Annotated in this window: 17 protein-coding genes; 3 read left to right on the forward strand and 14 right to left on the reverse strand. The window is 69.1% G+C overall.

Features of this window, described 5'->3' with window-relative positions; all coding sequences use genetic code 11:
* Positions 1-22: 22 nt before the first annotated feature.
* The 7 genes from OHB44_RS06870 to OHB44_RS06900 form a co-directional block, all read right to left on the reverse strand.
* A complete protein-coding gene (locus OHB44_RS06870) occupies positions 23-472 on the reverse strand; it encodes a MerR family transcriptional regulator (RefSeq protein ID WP_330439956.1) in 450 nt (149 codons plus the stop codon).
* Entirely contained in the window at positions 469-801 is a 333-nt protein-coding gene (locus OHB44_RS06875) for a hypothetical protein (protein WP_330439957.1), read from the reverse strand. The genes OHB44_RS06870 and OHB44_RS06875 overlap by 4 nt, the downstream gene beginning before the upstream one ends.
* 84 nt (positions 802-885) lie before the next feature.
* Positions 886-1356 (reverse strand): MerR family transcriptional regulator, encoded by a 471-nt coding sequence (locus tag OHB44_RS06880; protein WP_442932655.1) that lies wholly within the window; start codon positions 1354-1356, stop codon positions 886-888.
* Positions 1356-2855, reverse strand: a complete 1500-nt coding sequence (locus OHB44_RS06885; protein WP_330439958.1) for a SulP family inorganic anion transporter — start codon at positions 2853-2855, stop codon at positions 1356-1358. Before OHB44_RS06885 ends, OHB44_RS06880 begins: the two co-directional genes overlap by 1 nt.
* Before the next feature lie 238 nt (positions 2856-3093).
* The gene (locus OHB44_RS06890) at positions 3094-3426 is read right to left on the reverse strand and encodes a hypothetical protein (protein ID WP_266303514.1); all 333 of its coding nucleotides are present in this window, start codon (positions 3424-3426) and stop codon (positions 3094-3096) included.
* A gap of 69 nt (positions 3427-3495) precedes the next feature.
* Complete coding sequence (locus tag OHB44_RS06895; RefSeq protein ID WP_330439959.1) at positions 3496-6618, reverse strand: hypothetical protein; 3123 nt, start codon at positions 6616-6618, stop codon at positions 3496-3498.
* Positions 6619-6672: 54 nt separating this feature from the next.
* Entirely contained in the window at positions 6673-6816 is a 144-nt protein-coding gene (locus tag OHB44_RS06900) for a hypothetical protein (protein ID WP_330439960.1), read from the reverse strand.
* Here OHB44_RS06900 and OHB44_RS06905 point away from each other — a divergent pair.
* Both OHB44_RS06905 and OHB44_RS06910 read left to right on the forward strand, forming a co-directional pair.
* A complete protein-coding gene (locus OHB44_RS06905) occupies positions 6794-7045 on the forward strand; it encodes a hypothetical protein (RefSeq protein WP_238684738.1) in 252 nt (83 codons plus the stop codon). The genes OHB44_RS06900 and OHB44_RS06905 overlap by 23 nt on opposite strands.
* Positions 7046-7118: 73 nt before the next feature.
* Positions 7119-7469 (forward strand): DoxX family protein, encoded by a 351-nt coding sequence (locus OHB44_RS06910; RefSeq protein ID WP_238684737.1) that lies wholly within the window; start codon positions 7119-7121, stop codon positions 7467-7469.
* Positions 7470-7477: 8 nt separating this feature from the next.
* Here OHB44_RS06910 and OHB44_RS06915 read toward each other — a convergent pair whose 3' ends face one another.
* From OHB44_RS06915 to OHB44_RS06945, 7 genes are all read right to left on the reverse strand, one after another.
* Complete coding sequence (locus OHB44_RS06915) at positions 7478-8185, reverse strand: ABC transporter ATP-binding protein (RefSeq protein WP_238684736.1); 708 nt, start codon at positions 8183-8185, stop codon at positions 7478-7480.
* Between the two features lie 20 nt (positions 8186-8205).
* A complete protein-coding gene (locus tag OHB44_RS06920; RefSeq protein WP_330439961.1) occupies positions 8206-11058 on the reverse strand; it encodes an ABC transporter permease in 2853 nt (950 codons plus the stop codon).
* Positions 11059-11145: 87 nt separating this feature from the next.
* Complete coding sequence (locus OHB44_RS06925; RefSeq protein WP_210781026.1) at positions 11146-11364, reverse strand: hypothetical protein; 219 nt, start codon at positions 11362-11364, stop codon at positions 11146-11148.
* Positions 11365-11572: 208 nt separating this feature from the next.
* Entirely contained in the window at positions 11573-12319 is a 747-nt protein-coding gene (locus OHB44_RS06930; protein WP_238684734.1) for an AfsR/SARP family transcriptional regulator, read from the reverse strand.
* A 20-nt stretch (positions 12320-12339) separates the two neighbouring features.
* Entirely contained in the window at positions 12340-14133 is a 1794-nt protein-coding gene (locus tag OHB44_RS06935) for an ABC transporter ATP-binding protein (RefSeq protein ID WP_330439962.1), read from the reverse strand.
* Positions 14134-14150: 17 nt separating this feature from the next.
* Positions 14151-14675, reverse strand: coding sequence for a TlpA family protein disulfide reductase (locus OHB44_RS06940; RefSeq protein WP_266303506.1), 525 nt, complete (start codon positions 14673-14675; stop codon positions 14151-14153).
* Positions 14676-14742: 67 nt separating this feature from the next.
* The gene (locus tag OHB44_RS06945; protein WP_330439963.1) at positions 14743-15300 is read right to left on the reverse strand and encodes a MauE/DoxX family redox-associated membrane protein; all 558 of its coding nucleotides are present in this window, start codon (positions 15298-15300) and stop codon (positions 14743-14745) included.
* Positions 15301-15449: 149 nt separating this feature from the next.
* Between OHB44_RS06945 and OHB44_RS06950 the strand changes: the two genes are divergently transcribed.
* Complete coding sequence (locus tag OHB44_RS06950) at positions 15450-15920, forward strand: S26 family signal peptidase (protein WP_274531048.1); 471 nt, start codon at positions 15450-15452, stop codon at positions 15918-15920.
* The last annotated feature ends 13 nt before the right edge of the window (positions 15921-15933 follow it).

The raw sequence follows: 15933 nt of genomic DNA on the forward strand, positions 1-15933 counted from the left end.
CCGATGTGCCCTCGGACCCCGATCACGCCGGTGACCCGCTCGAACAGGTGCCTCCTGGAGCGATGGTGGCGAAGGGGATGGGGCAGCACGGCTGGCCGGCGCACTCGACGAGGTCGTCGCAGCCGGCCTTAACCGCCGCGCGCAGTGTGTCGGCGATGACCTGCAAATCAGCGATCTTCGCCTCGACCTCGGCGAGCTTCGCCTGGGCGCGGACCCGTAGGCCGGCGTCGGGGTGGCGACCGTGACGGTGCTGGCTCGCGTCGAGAAGTTCGGCGACCTCGTCGAGGGTGAACCCGAGCCGCTGCGCCGCTTTGATCACCCTCAGCACGGTGACCGTTTCGGCCGGGTAGAGGCGGTGCCCTCCCAGGCTCCGGTCTGGTTCGGCGAGCAGTCCGCGGCGTTCGTAATAGCGCAGCGTCTGCGGGTTCACTCCGGCCGCGGCGGCGACCTGGCCGCTGCGCAATCCGCTCACGCCGTCATCCCGGCGGCGGCTCGCAGCGCGAGCGCGTCGAGGACGTCGAGGTGCGCGGCCGGCACCTGCACGTCGAGGCGCAGCGTGCAGGTGTCGGCGGAGAGGGTGAACGAGAAGAACGAGCAGCAGGAGCTTTCCCGGCCGACCAGGTCCCGTACGACCGCCTCGGCGGTCGGCTCAAGATGCCACAGCAGTTCGGTGGGGGACAGTCGCTGCTGCGCCAGCAGGGCGGTGGCGAACAGGTAGTCGAATTCGGCCAGCCGCAGCGGCCGTTGCCCGCTCGGCAAGGTGCACGACTCGGGCACCCACGTTTGGGGATCAGCGGTCATACCAACGACGGTAAGCCTGTACCTGAGTACCGGATGCAAGCCCGGCGCCCGGCAAGCTTGCCGACCGGACACCACAGCTCAGGGTCACCGATGAGGGGCGTTCGGACAGGTGGGCCCTGTGCGGTGGTCGAGTTCGGCGCGGAGCGTGTCGGCGAAGCCTTCGGCCACGGCGAGTTGGTCGCGGAGGGCGGTGACGCGGGTGGTGGCGGCCGTGTGGAACATGGCGAGCCGGTCGAGCAGGGCTGCGCGGTCGGCGCCGGTGGCGGTGTCGAGGGCGTCGAGGACGGTGAGGAGGTCCCGCATCTCGTCGAGGGTGAAGCCAAGGGGTTTCATGCGTTTGACGACGGCGAGGCGGTCGAGGTCGGGCTCGGTGTAGAGGCGGAAGCCGCCCTCGCTGCGGGCGGAGGGCACGATCAGGCCGGCTTCCTCGTAGTGGCGGATGGTGCGGATGCTCAGCCCGACCCGTTCGGCGGCCTCGCCGATCTGCATGAGCCGGCCGGTGGCCGAGCCGGAGCCGTGCTGCTCCGGCCCCGTACCCCGGGTGGTGGTGGCCATCAGTGGCCGACGCCGAGCTGACCGGCGAGCGTGTCGTGAATGCGGGCGCTGGGCTTGTTCAGTTCGATGATCTCGACGGTCTTGCCGCGGGTGGCGTACTTCTGCGTGATGGCGTCGAGGGCGGCGACGGATGAGGCGTCCCAGACGTGGGCGTGGGTCATGTCGATGACTACCGTCTCGGGGTCGTTCGCGTAGTCGAACTGGCCTACCAGGTCGTTGCTGGAGGCGAAGAACAACTCGCCGCGCACTGAGTAGATCCTGGTGGTGCCGTCCGGGTCCAGGACGCTGGTCACCTCGACCAGGTGGGCCACCCGCCGGGCGAAGATCACCATGGCGGTGAGGACGCCGACCACGACGCCGATGGCGAGGTTGTGGGTGGCCAGGGTGGTGGCGACGGTGGCGACCATGACGATGGTCTCGCCGTACGGCATCCGCTTCAGCGTGGCAGGGGCGACGGAGTGCCAGTCGAACGTCGACACCGCCACGATGATCATCACGGCGACCAGGGCGGCCATCGGAATCAGCGCCACCACGTCGCCGAGCGCGACGACCAGGACCAGCAGGAAAACGCCGGCCAGGAACGTCGACAGCCGGGTACGGGCGCCGGACGCCTTCACGTTGATCATCGTCTGGCCGATCATGGCGCAGCCACCCATGCCACCGAAGAAGCCGGTGACGATGTTGGCCACGCCCTGGCCCCAGGACTCGCGCGTCTTGCTTGAGGGGGTGTCGGTGATGTCGTCGACCAGCTTGGCGGTCATCAGCGACTCCATCAGCCCGACCAGCGCGATCCCCAGGGCGTAGGGGGCGACGAGGGTGAGGGTGTTCATGGTCCAGGGGATCTGCGGAAGGCCGAGGGTGGGCAGGCTGTCCGGCAGGGCACCCTCGTCGCCGACGGTCGGCACCGCGACGCTGGCGGAAACGGTGACCAGGGTCAGGACCACGATGGCGACCAACGGCACCGGGATGGCGCGGGTGAGCCGGGGGAGCCCCACCATGATCGCCAGGGCGACGGCGACGAGCGGGTAGACCAGCCACGGCACTCCGAGCAGGTGCGGGACCTGGGCGGCGAAGATGAGGATGGCCAGGGCGTTGACGAAGCCCACCATGACACTGCGCGGGATGAACCGCATCAGCTTCGCTACGCCGAGCACGGCGAGCAGGATCTGGATCGCGCCGCCGAGGATCACCGCCGCGATCAGGTAGTCCAGCCCGTGTTCCTTCGCCAGCGGCCCGACGACGAGGGCGATGGCTCCGGTCGCGGCGGAGATCATCGCCGGACGTCCTCCGCAGATCGCGATGGTGACTGCCATCGTGAACGAGGCGAACAGCCCCACGCGGGGGTCGACACCGGCGAGGATCGAGAACGAGATCGCCTCCGGGATCAACGCCAGGGCGACGACCAGACCGGCGAGGACCTCGGTGCGGAACACCTTCGGCGACAACCAGGACGGACGGGACAGACGCGGCCGGTTGACCGCGGACAGCACAGAAGACATACAGCCATTTCCACTCGGGCGTCCCGTGGACGCGCTCAGCTCCGCCCTGGACCGGGCAGCTACCCGACGATCAGCGACAGCGGTCGAGCGGCCTCAGGGGGTCATTGCCCGGACGTGTCACGGTCGCCGGGGGAGCCATGCGCTCTCGCCCTGATAGCCGACGGCGAACCTACCCTTCCGTCAGAGGAGAGTTCACCGAACGTGGTGATCATCACCCGGCCGTCGGCCAGCGCCAGAGCTAGCGAGCGGCCCTGTCACCGATGGGTCGCGAGTGCCGGAAGGCGGTCAGCAGGGCCGAGACCACCGCAGCCAACAGCAGGACCCTCGCCACGTTGAACAGCACCGTGTCGCCGGTGGAGTGGGGCGGGAAGATGTCCTTGGCGAGCCAGCCGACGCCCGTCCCCAGCCCCAGGCATACGTGCATCATTGCCCGCAGGCGCGGCTGGGGCTGAGGGCGGCCGAAGATCCGGGGCGCCGTCGTGCCGCCACGGCTCTTGTGGAACAGCACAGTGGCGAAAGCCAGGTTGGCTGCGGCGGCGATGACCGCCAAGACCACGTCCACGGATCCCATGGCCCGAACGCTAACTGAACCTGACACCAAGCGTTGCCGGCGTCCGCAGACGCCGGCAACGCGAGTGGATCAGTTGGCGTGGGTCAGGCGTGTGGTGATGCGCAAGCCCAGAAGGGTGTCGTTCATCCACGGCACCCGCTCGCGGTGCAGGCCGGCGGTCATCTGGTCCGCCCAGACCTCGTACCGCTGCATCAGCGTGTTGGCGCGGGACCGCGCGCTGGTGATCAGACAGTCGCCCAGTGGGTCACCGGGCAGGTGGGACGAGTCGACAGCGGGCTCGCAGGGCACCTTGAGGCTGACCTGGTCGCGCAGCGGGCGGCTGGAGTCGGGCGAGCACGGCGTGGGCCCGCAGAGGGCGTAGTTCCCGCTCGCCCTGGCATAGGCGTTACCGATCTTGGCGTCCGTCGGCATGTTCACCGGGATCTGGTACTGCCCGAACAGGTTCGCGGACAACACGTCGTCCGAGTCGAGGGCGTTGGGCAGACCCAACCGGGTGTACGCCTGGAGCAGCCGCGCCGCCGTGTTCAGCTTCTTCAGGGCGGTGGGCACCGGCCCGCTGACCTGGGTGCTCTGGTCCCGTAGCCGGTCGTACATGGACTTCTGCCGTGCCTGGAGGAAACCGCGCAGGGTCGGCGTCAGCGTGGCGTCCAGCGCCGCGTTGTTCACGGCCGTCGCGCCGCCCTCGAAGGCGTACCGTCCGGACGGCCACTTCTGGGTCAGTCCCTGCTCGGGCGTGGTCTCGCTGTCACAGTTGAAGAACTCGCAGTCGACCTGGTAGACCTGCTCGTTCGGCCAGGTGTAGTCGGCGGTGCGCGAGTTCTGCCAGGCCGTGTTCGAGTTCAGCCGGAATCGGCTGTGGATCTGCAACCGCAGCTTGCCGTAGTGGCGGATCACCCCGCTGCCGTAGCCCGTCGTACGCGTGTAGACCCAGCTCGGCGTGTAGCAGTAGCCGACCTCGGGCAACTCCCGTACCCCGGCGGGCGGCTCGTCGTGGCGCGGTGTGTACGCGTACTGGACTGCCCGCACCATGTTCGACGTCAGCTCGTGGCGAACGTTGCTCGGTCGGTCGATCTGCCTGCTGCCCTCGCACGCGGGCACCGTCGCCTCGTCGGCCTTCGCCGGCGCCGCGGCGAGCGGCTTGTCGGTGTCCCAGAACAGGTCGTAGCTCTTGGGCGTCTTCACCTGTACGCCGTTGGCGTCCGGCTCGTAGCGGACCTGGACGTCGTTGGTCCGGAAGGCGGCCAGCGCTGTCGACAGCTCGTTGGTGGCGGCGACGTAGTCGTTGACCAGCCCGGTGATCAGGACGTTGGCGTTGCCGTTGACCGGCTGAGCGAAGCTGGCCGCAAGGTCGGCGATCCGGGTGCCCTCCGCCTCGATCTGCGCCGCGCGGCCGGTGCTGACCTGGGCGGCGTACGTCGGGTTCTGCAGCATCAACATGGCGTACGCCTGCGCGCCGAGGTTCCACACCGTCGGGTTGCCGACCGGCGTCGACGGTTCGACCATCGACGGGTCACGTCCGTTGGCGACCCGGGCCAGGTAGTTGATCGATCGGGCCTCGCCGAAGCTGTTCAGCACCGTGGTCGGGTCGACCGCCGGGTTGTCGGCGTCGGTCCGGGGCACCACGAACGCGGCGCCGCTGGCCAGCTGTGTCGAGGTCAGGTGGAACTCGTTTTCCGGGCCGACGAACTCGCCGTACGTCGGGATCGGTTGACCGAAGTTCTCCAGGTAGCCGATGTACTTGTTGATGTCGGCGCGGGCGTCGTGCAGTGTGGCGTCGCCGATCGCGGCCAGCACTGTGGCCGCGATGTCCTCCAGGCGCAGACCGAGCTGGGCGACCTGCTGCTGGACGAGGGTGATCTGCGCGGTGTTGCCGGCGATCGCGGCGTTCAACTTGTCGAACTGGGCCATCATGTTCGCGTACACCGTGTTGATCTGGGCCTCGACCCGCGCGAAGCTGGCCCGCATCTCGTCGCCGAGGGCCCGCACCTCGTCGCGTAGGGCCTTCACCTGGGCCAGGATCTGTGCGTCCAGCGACGGTCCGCTGCTGCCGAAGAGCCCGACGATCGACATCACCGCACCGAAGACGTTGCCGGTCATCGCCAACGTCGCGGTGCTGAAGATCGAGCCCGCGAGGCCGCGGCCGGTGATCGCCGCCGCGTACTTGGAGATCGCGCTGATCGTGGTGAGGACCGCCTCCCCGATCACCTTGGACTTCTTGCCGGCGGCGGGGTCGGCGAACCCGATGATGGTGGAGACCATGCCCACCCCGGCCTTGATGTCGGAGATCGTCTGCTGCCGAGCCTTGTCCCGGTCCTCGGCGGCCTTCTTGGCCGCCGCGGTGCACGCGGCGCTCGGCGGCCCCTCCGGCGGACACTTCTGGTTGTTCTCGCCGATCTCGAGGCGGATCTCCAGGCTCAGGCCGAGCAGCTCCGCGTGCAGGGAGGCTAGCTGCTGCTTGGCGGCCGCTACGTACGCCGTCGAATCGTCCCGCAGCGCCAGGATCGCGTCGAGGTCGACATGCGAAAGTCCGGGATCCTGCTGGAGTTCCTCGTAGGTGCTGGTGATGTCCACCCCGACCGGCTCACCGAGGACGGCGTTCCAGGCGGTGGCGACGGGCGCGCTGGCGGCCCCCGCCTGCCGGGTCGCGGACCACACCGCGGCGAGAGCGTCATCGCGGCCGCGCAGCCACTGGGCGGTCCGCAGCGCGCCGGAGGCCAGTTCCTCGCGGGTGTCCCACGGTTCGACAGTCTTGCCGATCACGGCCCCGACCAGGCCGGTGATCTCCGGCGAGGTCCGGGTGTCGCCGCCGGGCGCGCCGAGCAGGATGTCGACGGACTTGAGCAGCAGGTCCTGTTCGGGAAGCAGGAGGTCGAACGTGGTCAGCGACTCGTCGAGCAGCTGGTGGCGTGCGGTGAGCTGGGCCTGCGCCTGTGCGGCTGTGGCGTTGGGGTGCAACCGGTGCCACTGGACGAACTCGGCCGACAGCACGACGGTGGTGATCCGAGCGGCGCCCTGGAGATGGAGTTCGGCGACCTGGCCGAAGGCCCGGTCGGTGAGCGCTGCCTGAGGGACGGGGACGGGGACGGGATCGGCCGACGCGGGTTCGCCGAAGAGCACGCTTGCCGCCGTGACCGCGATCATCGCCAGCACGGCGGTCCCGCGCCTGGTGCGCGTGGAACGTTTGACTGTCATGCCGCGAACGTATTGAGCGCCCGGAAAGGGCGCTGAAACCGCGCTGACTCGCGCTCAGCCGGCGGAGGGTGACGCGGCGGGCGCGTCGAGGGCCGGTGCCACGACGGCGAACGCCTGGTCCATCAGCTCGGCCAGGTGCTGCTCGTCGTCGCCCGGCTGCCACCGCTGGAGCACGGTGTCGAGTGCCAGCAGTGCCATTCCGGCGGCCATCCGTCGCGGCGTCTGGTCGCAGCTGTTCGCCGCCACCGACCCGGGGGCGCAGCCGGGCCAACTCGTCGCCCCGGGTGGGCCGGGTGAACTGCGCGGTCACCCCGCGCCGGCGAAGCTCTCCACCGCCGCGACCGACCCCGAGCACGGCCGCCGTCTGTGGGAACTGTCCGAACAGGCCACCGGCGTACGGTTCGGCGCGCTGCGACAAACGAGCTGATCGCGGCGCATCCAGCCGTCACATTCCGCAGCGCCAGATCGTCCAGGGGGCGAGCAACCACGACGGAGGAACAATGTTCGCTGCCTATGTCGCTGTCACCATTCTCGCGTCGGTCTTCACCGGCTTCGCCGCCGTCACCTACCTGATCGGCCACGACTATCCGAAGGCACAGGCGGACATGAAGCGCGTGCCACGGTCGTGGGTGCCGCGGTTGGGCGTGGCGCTGGCGGCAGGCTCGTTGGGGTTGCTGGCCGGCTTCGCCGTACCGCTGCTGGGCACCCTCGCGGCCGCTGGGCTGGTGCTGTATTTCATCGGCGCGCTCATCGCCCATCTGCGCGTCGGCTCCCGTCAGCTGGTGGGATGGGCCGTATTCTTCGTCACCGTGGTGGCCGCACTGGTGGTGAATGTGCTCCACCACTGGTGATCCGTCAGCTACGACGTCAGGCACCCGTCCCGCATCTGGACGGCTCGGTCGCAACGCGCGGCGATAGCGGCGTCATGGGTCGCCATGATGAGAGTCGTGCCCTGCTCGTCGCGCAGCCTCAGCAACAGGTCGACGATCGCGGTGCCGGTCTGACTGTCGAGATTGCCGGTGGGTTCGTCGGCCAGCAACAGGGCAGGTTGGTTGATCAGCGCGCGAGCGATGGCGACCCGTTGCTGCTGCCCCCCGGAGAGCCGCGACGGCAGGGCGGCGGCCCGGTCGGCGAGCCCCACCATCGCCAGCAGTTCATGGGCACGAGCGACCTTGTCGAAGTCGGTGCGGAACGGAATCAGGGGTGCCACGACGTTGTCCAGTGCGGTGAGCGTGGGCAGCAGGTGGAACCGTTGGAACACGAAGCCGACCCGTCGCCGGTAGGCGGCCAACCCCCGGCCGGCCAAGCCGCTCACCTCCTGGCCGCCGACCTCGATGGTGCCACCGTCACTTCGTTCGATGGCACCGATGAGGTGCAGGAGCGTCGACTTGCCCGAGCCGCTCGGCCCGGTCAACGCGATCGCGGTGCCGGCGTCGATCGCCAGGCTGACGTCGTTCACAGCGACCAGCGGTGCGCCGTCGGGCAGCGGAAAGGACTTCCGTACCCGGGTGAGACACACCAGCGGCATGGTGACGGTGCTCGACGTCGCAGCTGACGTCTGTTCCATCGGACCTACTCCTTTGCCGCTCACCCCTCGGCGAGCAGGTGGGCGGTGGGCAGTCGGCGGAGCACGGCGATCGGCACCACCACGGACAGGGCGGAGACGGCGACGCCGAACACCAGGGCGGCTGCGGAACACCAGAGGATCGCAGCGGTGACGCCCCCGGCGAAGGCCGCCGCCGCGCCCAGGCCGGCAGCGGCGCCGAGCGTGCCGCCGATGGCACCCATGCCGATGGCCTCGATGATGACCAGCCGGTTCAGCATGGCGTCGGTCCAGCCGACGGCTGCGAACAGGGCGAACTCGGCGGCGCGCTCGGAGATGTTGAGATAGAGCACGTCAGCGACCGACACGATGCCCAGCACGATCGTGACCGCCACGGCGATGTGATCGACGGTGCGGGCCTGGAGGGTGACGGCATCACCGAGCAGGGTGCCGGTGATCGCACCACGGAACGCGAACGTGATCGCCAACAACATGGTCAGCGCGGCCACCCCGATCGTCAGACTCAGCGCGCCGAGCGCGGTCCGACCGGGGGTGCGGGCAAGGTTGGCCAGCGCGAGAGTGCCCAGCCGGCGCGGCGCCTGCCGGCGGAGGGCGAAACCCGAGACGGCGGGCCTGATGATCTCGCCGGGATCCGGCCGGGCGGCCCGCCAGGCCGGCCAGCCGCCGGCGAGCAGGGCCAGGGCCACCGCCGCGGGTACGGCGAGCAGTGTGTGGCTCCACGCGATGTTCAGCCCGAGACCGAACGCGATCCCGAGCGCCAGCCCGGTGCCGGCGATGCCTGCGGCGAGGCCGATGCCGACGATCTCGATGAACATCAGTTGGAGGAGGTGCCGGCGGCCCCAGCCGAGGCAGGTGAGGATGCCGAACTCGGTGCGTCTGGCGCGGATGGCGGCGGTGTTGGCGTTGAGCACTGCCAGCGCGCACACCGCGAGCACCAGGAGGGACAGCAGTACGCTCTTGCGGTCGGCCGCGCGGACCAGCACGGACGCGACGCCCTTCTGGACCCAGGGCTCGGCCACGGCGAGGTCGGGCCGGCCGTAGTTGCCCGCCGGGTAGTGCACAGTCATCGCGGTGGGTGACGACCCCAGGGTGATGTCGACCTGGAGGCCGGTGCGTTGCGCGATCTCCTCGGCGATCACCCGTACCCGCTCCCGGGAGACCGGGTCGATGCCGACGTCCCCGGCCAGCCGAACTCGCACCACGCTGATCGGCGCGGTGGTGTTGAGCTGGTACTCCGGGTAGCTGGGCTCGGTGCTGTACGCGCCGGGGTCGAAGATGGCGGGCAGGGCCGCCATGGTGGTGAGCATCAGCGGAGGTTGGCTGAGCAGGCCGGTGACGTTCGAATTCGGGGTCAGTCGTCGGCCGCCCAGTGCCTGCCGTGACGCTTCGTCGGCACCCTCGGCGCCCGGGTTGAAGTACGTGTCCATGGGCACCGCTGACAGCGCGCTGCCCAGCGAAACCTTGGCGGGGTCGAAGGTGCCCACCGCGCCCAGCGCGGCGTCGGGCATGCTCACGTCCCCCGGTTGCTCCTGGTAACCGTGCGCCAGGTTCCGATGGACGGCCACCTCGCTGCGCACGCTGGTGTCGGCGAACTCCATCGGCACGTGCCGGGACGACCCACCGTCGTCGGCGCCCTGACCCCAGATCTTCAGGTCGTAGGGATCTGGCTGGGCCCGCAGACCGTCCCCGGCCCGTACCCTCTTCGGCGGTCCGACGGTCCAGAACTGGTCGAGCCACCTGGTGTTCGACGTTGCCAGGTCGTATTCGACACCGAGGTCGTCGGGGCGGAGCATCCGGTCGAGCAGGTTCTGGTACGGCTCTTCGAACGACATCGCCCGTGTGGCGACCGGCGTGCCGGACTCGTTGACCAGAGCGGCGCGGAGCCGCTGGTCGTCGGCGGATCTCCGGACCAGCTCGGGCACGTCGGAGTTCAGGCGCTGCACTGTGACGTTGAGCGTCCTGTCGACCTGGGGTCGGTCCGCGACGAGGATCGGGAGCACCGAGTAGGGGTACGGCATTCCGTCCAGCCGCCGCGAGGCCGGCGCTTCGGCCGAGGTGAAGTATCGGCCCGAGGTGACGGCCTGGTCCAACCCGGCCAGCGTGGCCTCCGACTCCGGGTCGACCGCAGCCATCAGGAACGGCACCGTCCACGCCAACGTGACTGTCGGCCGCGTCGCCTTTCCCTCGCGATCCGTCGAGCCCATGCCGCCGACGCACGTCAACGACGATCGGGCTCGGAGGTCGGTCGGCGCGAGCCAGTCCTCAGCGGTGATGGCCGGAGCCGCTGGGCAGATCTTCACCCGTTGGCCGTCGGCGTCGACCTCCTCCGGCGGTGGCAGGCCCCCGCCGCTCTTCAGCTCGCTGTTCGGCACCACGTCCAGCCGGTTCCGCGTCGCGTAGAGGAACGCCGGCCCGTCCGGGATCTGGCTCAGCCCCGCGTCCGTCGCCCAGGTCGGCTGGACCCGCAACACCTGACGCTCGGCGGTCGGGTCAAGGTGTTCCGACAGGTCGACAGTCACGGGCACTGTGCGCATCACGTACCCGATCATCGCGACCGGTGCCGCCACCGACACCCCGCGCACCGCCTGGATCTCGCGCCACTGATCGTGGGTGATGCCGCCACGCATGCCCGCCAACTGGCCGGACTGGACCAGATTGCGCTCCTGCTCCAGCGGCAGCACCGCATCCTGGGGGCGTACCAGGAGGTCGTAGACCGGGCGGTAGTTGGCGCTGACCGCGCCCACCGCATCCAGCCGGGAGGTCACAGCGGCCCCGGTGAGCACTGTGAACCCGGCTACCGCGACGGCGATCATCGAGAGCAGGGCCAGTGACCGGCGTAGTCGTACCCGCCATTGCGACGCGGCTATCCCCAGCATCGACGCACCGTGCCCCGCATCGTTGGTCCTCCAGCATGAGGCCGTCGGCCGGATGGTGACATCCGACCGACGGCCGCGAATCGACGATCAGCAGCAGCCCGTGGAGTAGCTCACGTAGGACGCGTTGCAGTCTCTCGCCGTGTTGGCGTAACAGCGGACCTGCCCCGCGACCACCTTGTTGTAGTAGTAGTAGCAGAACGGCCCTCCACACCCGACATAGGCGAGAGAGCAGACGTTGCACGCGGACGCCGTGGCCTTTGGCAGCAGCGTGGCCAGTAGCTTGTCCGCCAGCTTGTTGATAATCATACGACCTCTCTCCTTCTCCGTCGGTACGACGGTTTGTCGACAGAGGTCACGATGTCATCGACCACTTACGATTCGCTAACGGTGCGCTAATGCCCCGGCGAGCGACTCCGGGTCGGCATCAGCACTGGTCACGGCCGCCCGACGCACGACGTCGGCGGCCAAGCCGCCGCCTCGTGTGGTGGTCGTCGGTGGCAGGTGGGCGACGGTGCTACCGCTGGCCGCTCGCGCGGATGATGCTGACCAACCGGCCGATTCGTTGACCGGGCGCGACGCCGAGGTCCCCGGCGAGGATCTCGCACAACTGGTCGTGGGCGGCCAGGGCGGACGCGACGTCACCACGTCTCATGTGTGCCTCGATGAGGTGCTCCCAGGCCCGTTCCCGGTACGGCCACCGGCGTACGAGCGGCTCCATCGCGTCGATGACGGAGTTGTTGTCGCCGAGGACGAGTTGCGCCTCGGCGAGGTCCTCCATGGCCCGCCACCGTCGCTCGTCCAGTGATGCCGCCACGACCGCCACCCCAGCGGACCGGGCATCGACGCAGGCGTCCCCCCGCCACAGCCGCAGTGCCGCGGAGAGGGCGGCGACCCGGCGTTCGGCACCTTCGGGGAGCCGAGCGCCGGCACCCCGTTGCGTCAGGTCGTCGAAACGGGCGAGGTCTGTCGACGCGAGGCGGGCGCACAGCAGGTAACCCGGTGGGCGAGTCTGCAGGATGTTCACGGCGTCCGGCCCGCCGAGCCGCACCAGGCTTCGCCGCAGGGCGCAGACGTGGCCCTGCAGCTTCGTCGTCGCCGTCGCCGGCGGGTGGTCGTCCCAGATCACCTCGATGAGACGGTTGACGGCGACCACCGAGCCCAGGTTGAAGGCGAGCGCCGCCAGCAGTGCTCGCCTGCCCAGGCCGCCGACGGCCATCGGCTGCCCGCCGACGGTTGCCTCGATCGGACCCAGCAGTGACACTCTGAGCAGGGTGTTAGCGTTCACATCGAGGTCCGAGTGGTGATCGCGTCGTCGTAACCGGATGCCTGGAGGTGGAACAACTCGGCATAGCGCCCTCCCGATGCCATCAGCTCGTCGTGGCTGCCCTGTTCGAGGATGCGGCCGGCGGCCAGCACGGCGATGCTGTCCGCCTCGCGGACGGTGTTGAGCCGGTGCGAGATGAGCAGGCTGGTGTGTGTGCGGCGCAGCGACATCAGCCGCTGGTTGATCTCGTGCTCGGTCGCCACGTCGAGACCTGACGACGGTTCGTCGAGGATCAACACGTCCGCGCCCTCCCTGAGCAGGGCTCTGGCCAGCGCCAGCCGCTGCCACTGCCCCCCGGACAGCACCACACCCACCCCGGGCAGATCCCCGTCGCTGAAGGTTCGCGTCAGCATGGTGTCGTACCCGTTCGGAAGCGCAACCAGGGTGGCGTCCATGTCCGCCGTGGCGGCTGCTGCCCGTACGCGGGCCCGGTCGTCCAGCGCGCTGATGTCGCCGACAGCGATGTTGTCGTGGGCGGAAAACTCGTAGGTCATGAAGTCCTGGAATGTCGCCCCGAGACGGGCGCGGAGCGAAGCCGGGTCGATGGTGGTGATGTCGACGCCATCCCACCGGATGACGCCCTTGTTCGGGACGTGGAAGCCGCAGAGGAGCTTGACCACTGTCGACTTCCCGGCGCCGTTGTCGCCCACCAGGGCGAGGGACGAGCCGCAGGGGATCCGCAACGTGAGACCGCGCAGGACCCAGTCGTGCTCGGGGGCGTACCGGAACCAGACGTTCTCGAACTCCAGACCTCGCGTCAGTGGCGGCAGGGCGGGCAGCGGAACGGCACGTCGGGCCTCGCGGATCACCGCGGTGATGTCGACGTAGTGGCCGAACACGATCAATGTCTCGCCGAGCATCGCGATCTGTCGGACCAGGCTCGACGCGGACATCTGCAACGCGGTCAGTGCCGCGATCACGAGCACGAGGTCGCCGACGGTGCCGTGTCCGTCGACCACCCGTGCGACGAAGACGGCCAGAGCGACCAGCGAGACGATGCCGGTCAGCGTCGCGAGGGCGCTGTCGACCCACAGGGCAAGCCGGTCCTGGTGACGTTCCTGTCCCTGTGCCGCGCGCAGCTCGCGCAGCAGGCGACCCTGGAAGAACTGGCCGAGCCCGAACAGCCGGATCTCCTTCGCGGCGCGCATGTCCAGCAGCAGTGCCGCGTAGAACGTCTGCCGGCGGAACATCGGCACGGTGCGTTCCATCATCGCCCCGCGCATCCGCGCCAACCGGATCTGGGCCACGAGAGTGGGCAGCACCGCCAGCATGACCAACGCGCTCACCAGGGGAGACCAGCGCACCAGCGTCACGCCGAAGGCGACGATGGTGATCATCTCCTGCCCGATGCCCAGGACCATGCTGTTGAGCTGGGTCGGCGCGAAGCGACTCGCCTCGTGGGCGAGCCGGAGCCGATCATGAAACTTGCTGTCCTCCAACTCGGTCAGCCGAGGGTGCGCCGACACCGCTGTGAACAGTTCCTGCTGCGTGCGTATCGTCACCCGGCGTTCCGCGTCCCGCTGTACGTACTGCGAGACGTGCAGGATGACTGGCGACACGATGGCCAGCGTGCCGAAACCGACGACACCGAGCCAGATCGTCGACGTGGCGTCGGCGGAGAGACCGTCGATGAGGGCTCGGGTGAACCAGGCGGTGGCTACCGCTGTCAGACCACCCACCACCATGATCACGACGCTCACCGCCGCCGCCCAGGGTGCGGCGCCGAAGTAGATCCCGAACGCGCGACGCATCAACGCTGCCGACCGCCTCATCGGCTGCCCAATACCTCGCTCAGGTCATGCCCGCGTGCCGCCAGTCGTCCGTCCGCGCCGAAGAGCACAAACGATGGAGTGCCCTGCACCTGGAAGGCGGCCATCACCGCGCTCGGGCTGTCGTCAATGACGAGGAGGCCGGCCTTCCGCAGCGTCGGGCCAAGCTCGTCGGTCATGCCCTCACCCACAGTGAGGAAGCTGACCACCCGTACGCCTGTGCCGCCGAACTCCTCGGCCCGGTCGGCCAGTTTCTCCGCCTGCGTGGGGCAGTGTCGGCATCCGGCGGAGAAGAACCCGATGAGGGTCGGGCTGCCCGCGAGGTCGGCGCTGGAGACCTGGCCGTCCGGTGACACGAACTCCGGCATGGTGGCGCCGACCGGCAGCCCCGAGGCGGGCGGCGAGTTCATCTCGATGAGTTTCGCCTCCGTCTCGCGTAGCCGCCTGATCACTGCGGCGCTCAGCGCGAGATCGACGAGGACGAGCGCCGCGAGTATGCCGACGGCGGTGGACAGAAATAGCACTGTGGGGCTCCTTGGATCGGGGCGTCGAAGCGCAGCGCACGAGAAGTGCGCGATCGATTGGAGAGATTCAGCGCGCGTGAGACGCTCCACGAAGGAGCCAGGTGAGGTCGTCAAGCCTGACCAGCGTCGTGACGATGAATCCCGCTAGGGAAAGAGCCAATATGAGGTGCGGCGGCTCTAGACTTCTGAGCGATATGGCGGGCACAGTGATCGCGCCAAGAAGGGCGCCGGCGGCCGTGCTGGCGAGGAAAGCACTGCGAGCGACGTGCCGCCACGCAACGGGCGTGTCCGTCGGGCCGAAACAGTGGCACCCCGCCGTGGACCCTTGTCGGACGGCCCGCGCGAGCACGACGGTGAACGCGCCGAAGAGCAGCACGGCCGCGGCTAGGCCGATGACCGCGCCCTTGGGCCACAGGACAAGCGCCAGTACGGCAACCTCGGACGCGATCGATGCCACCGCCACCGGGCGGGACCAGGGCACGGGGGCGACCCGCAGTTGGGCAATGCCGTCGGCGAACGCGCGAAAACTCATTCGACTACGCACTTTTCCGATGACAGATATCGCAAGAACGCCGGCCAGCGTCAAAATGGACGCGACAACAGCGACACCCACATAGTCCCCCATTCCCCGTGGTGCCCATGTGCCGAGGTGCGAGTCGCACAGACCTCAAGAACCCCGGCTGGGAAACCCGAGATTATCGGCGTGCTTCGATGCTGTCAACGGGTTGATTTGCCGACGGAAAGATGAGAGTAATACCCCTCGAAGGGGGTCTTATGACCGACGAGTCACAATTCCTGCTCACCGTCCTGGGTGGGCTTGCCGCGCTCGCGGCACCCGTCGTCGGCGTTGCCCTGGCGCGCCAGCGGCTGATGATAGTCGATGTGATGGGTGACAGCATGGCCCCCACTCTGGCTCACGGCGACCGCCTCGTGGTGCGCCGAACGCGCCGACTCCGAGCCGGCGGCATCGTCGTCGCGCGCCATCAGGAGGGTGGTCCCCGGGATGTCGTCGCGGGCTCTCCCGCGTCCGGCTGGCTGGTCAAACGCCTCGTGGCGCTGCCGGGCGACGCCGTCCCGGACGTGGTCGCCCCGGCCGTCGGTGCCGGGGTGCGGCAGGTGCCGGCCGGCATGGCGGTGCTGCTCGGCGAGCATCCGGACAGCGTTGACTCGCGTCGGTGGGGATTCGTGCCACTGAAAGACATCGAGGGCGTTTTGGTCAAGCGGCTGGGGTCCACCGGCCAGTAGGGCAAACAGGTAT

It is taken from the genome of Micromonospora sp. NBC_00821 (assembly GCF_036347035.1).
Taxonomy (GTDB): domain Bacteria; phylum Actinomycetota; class Actinomycetes; order Mycobacteriales; family Micromonosporaceae; genus Micromonospora; species Micromonospora hortensis.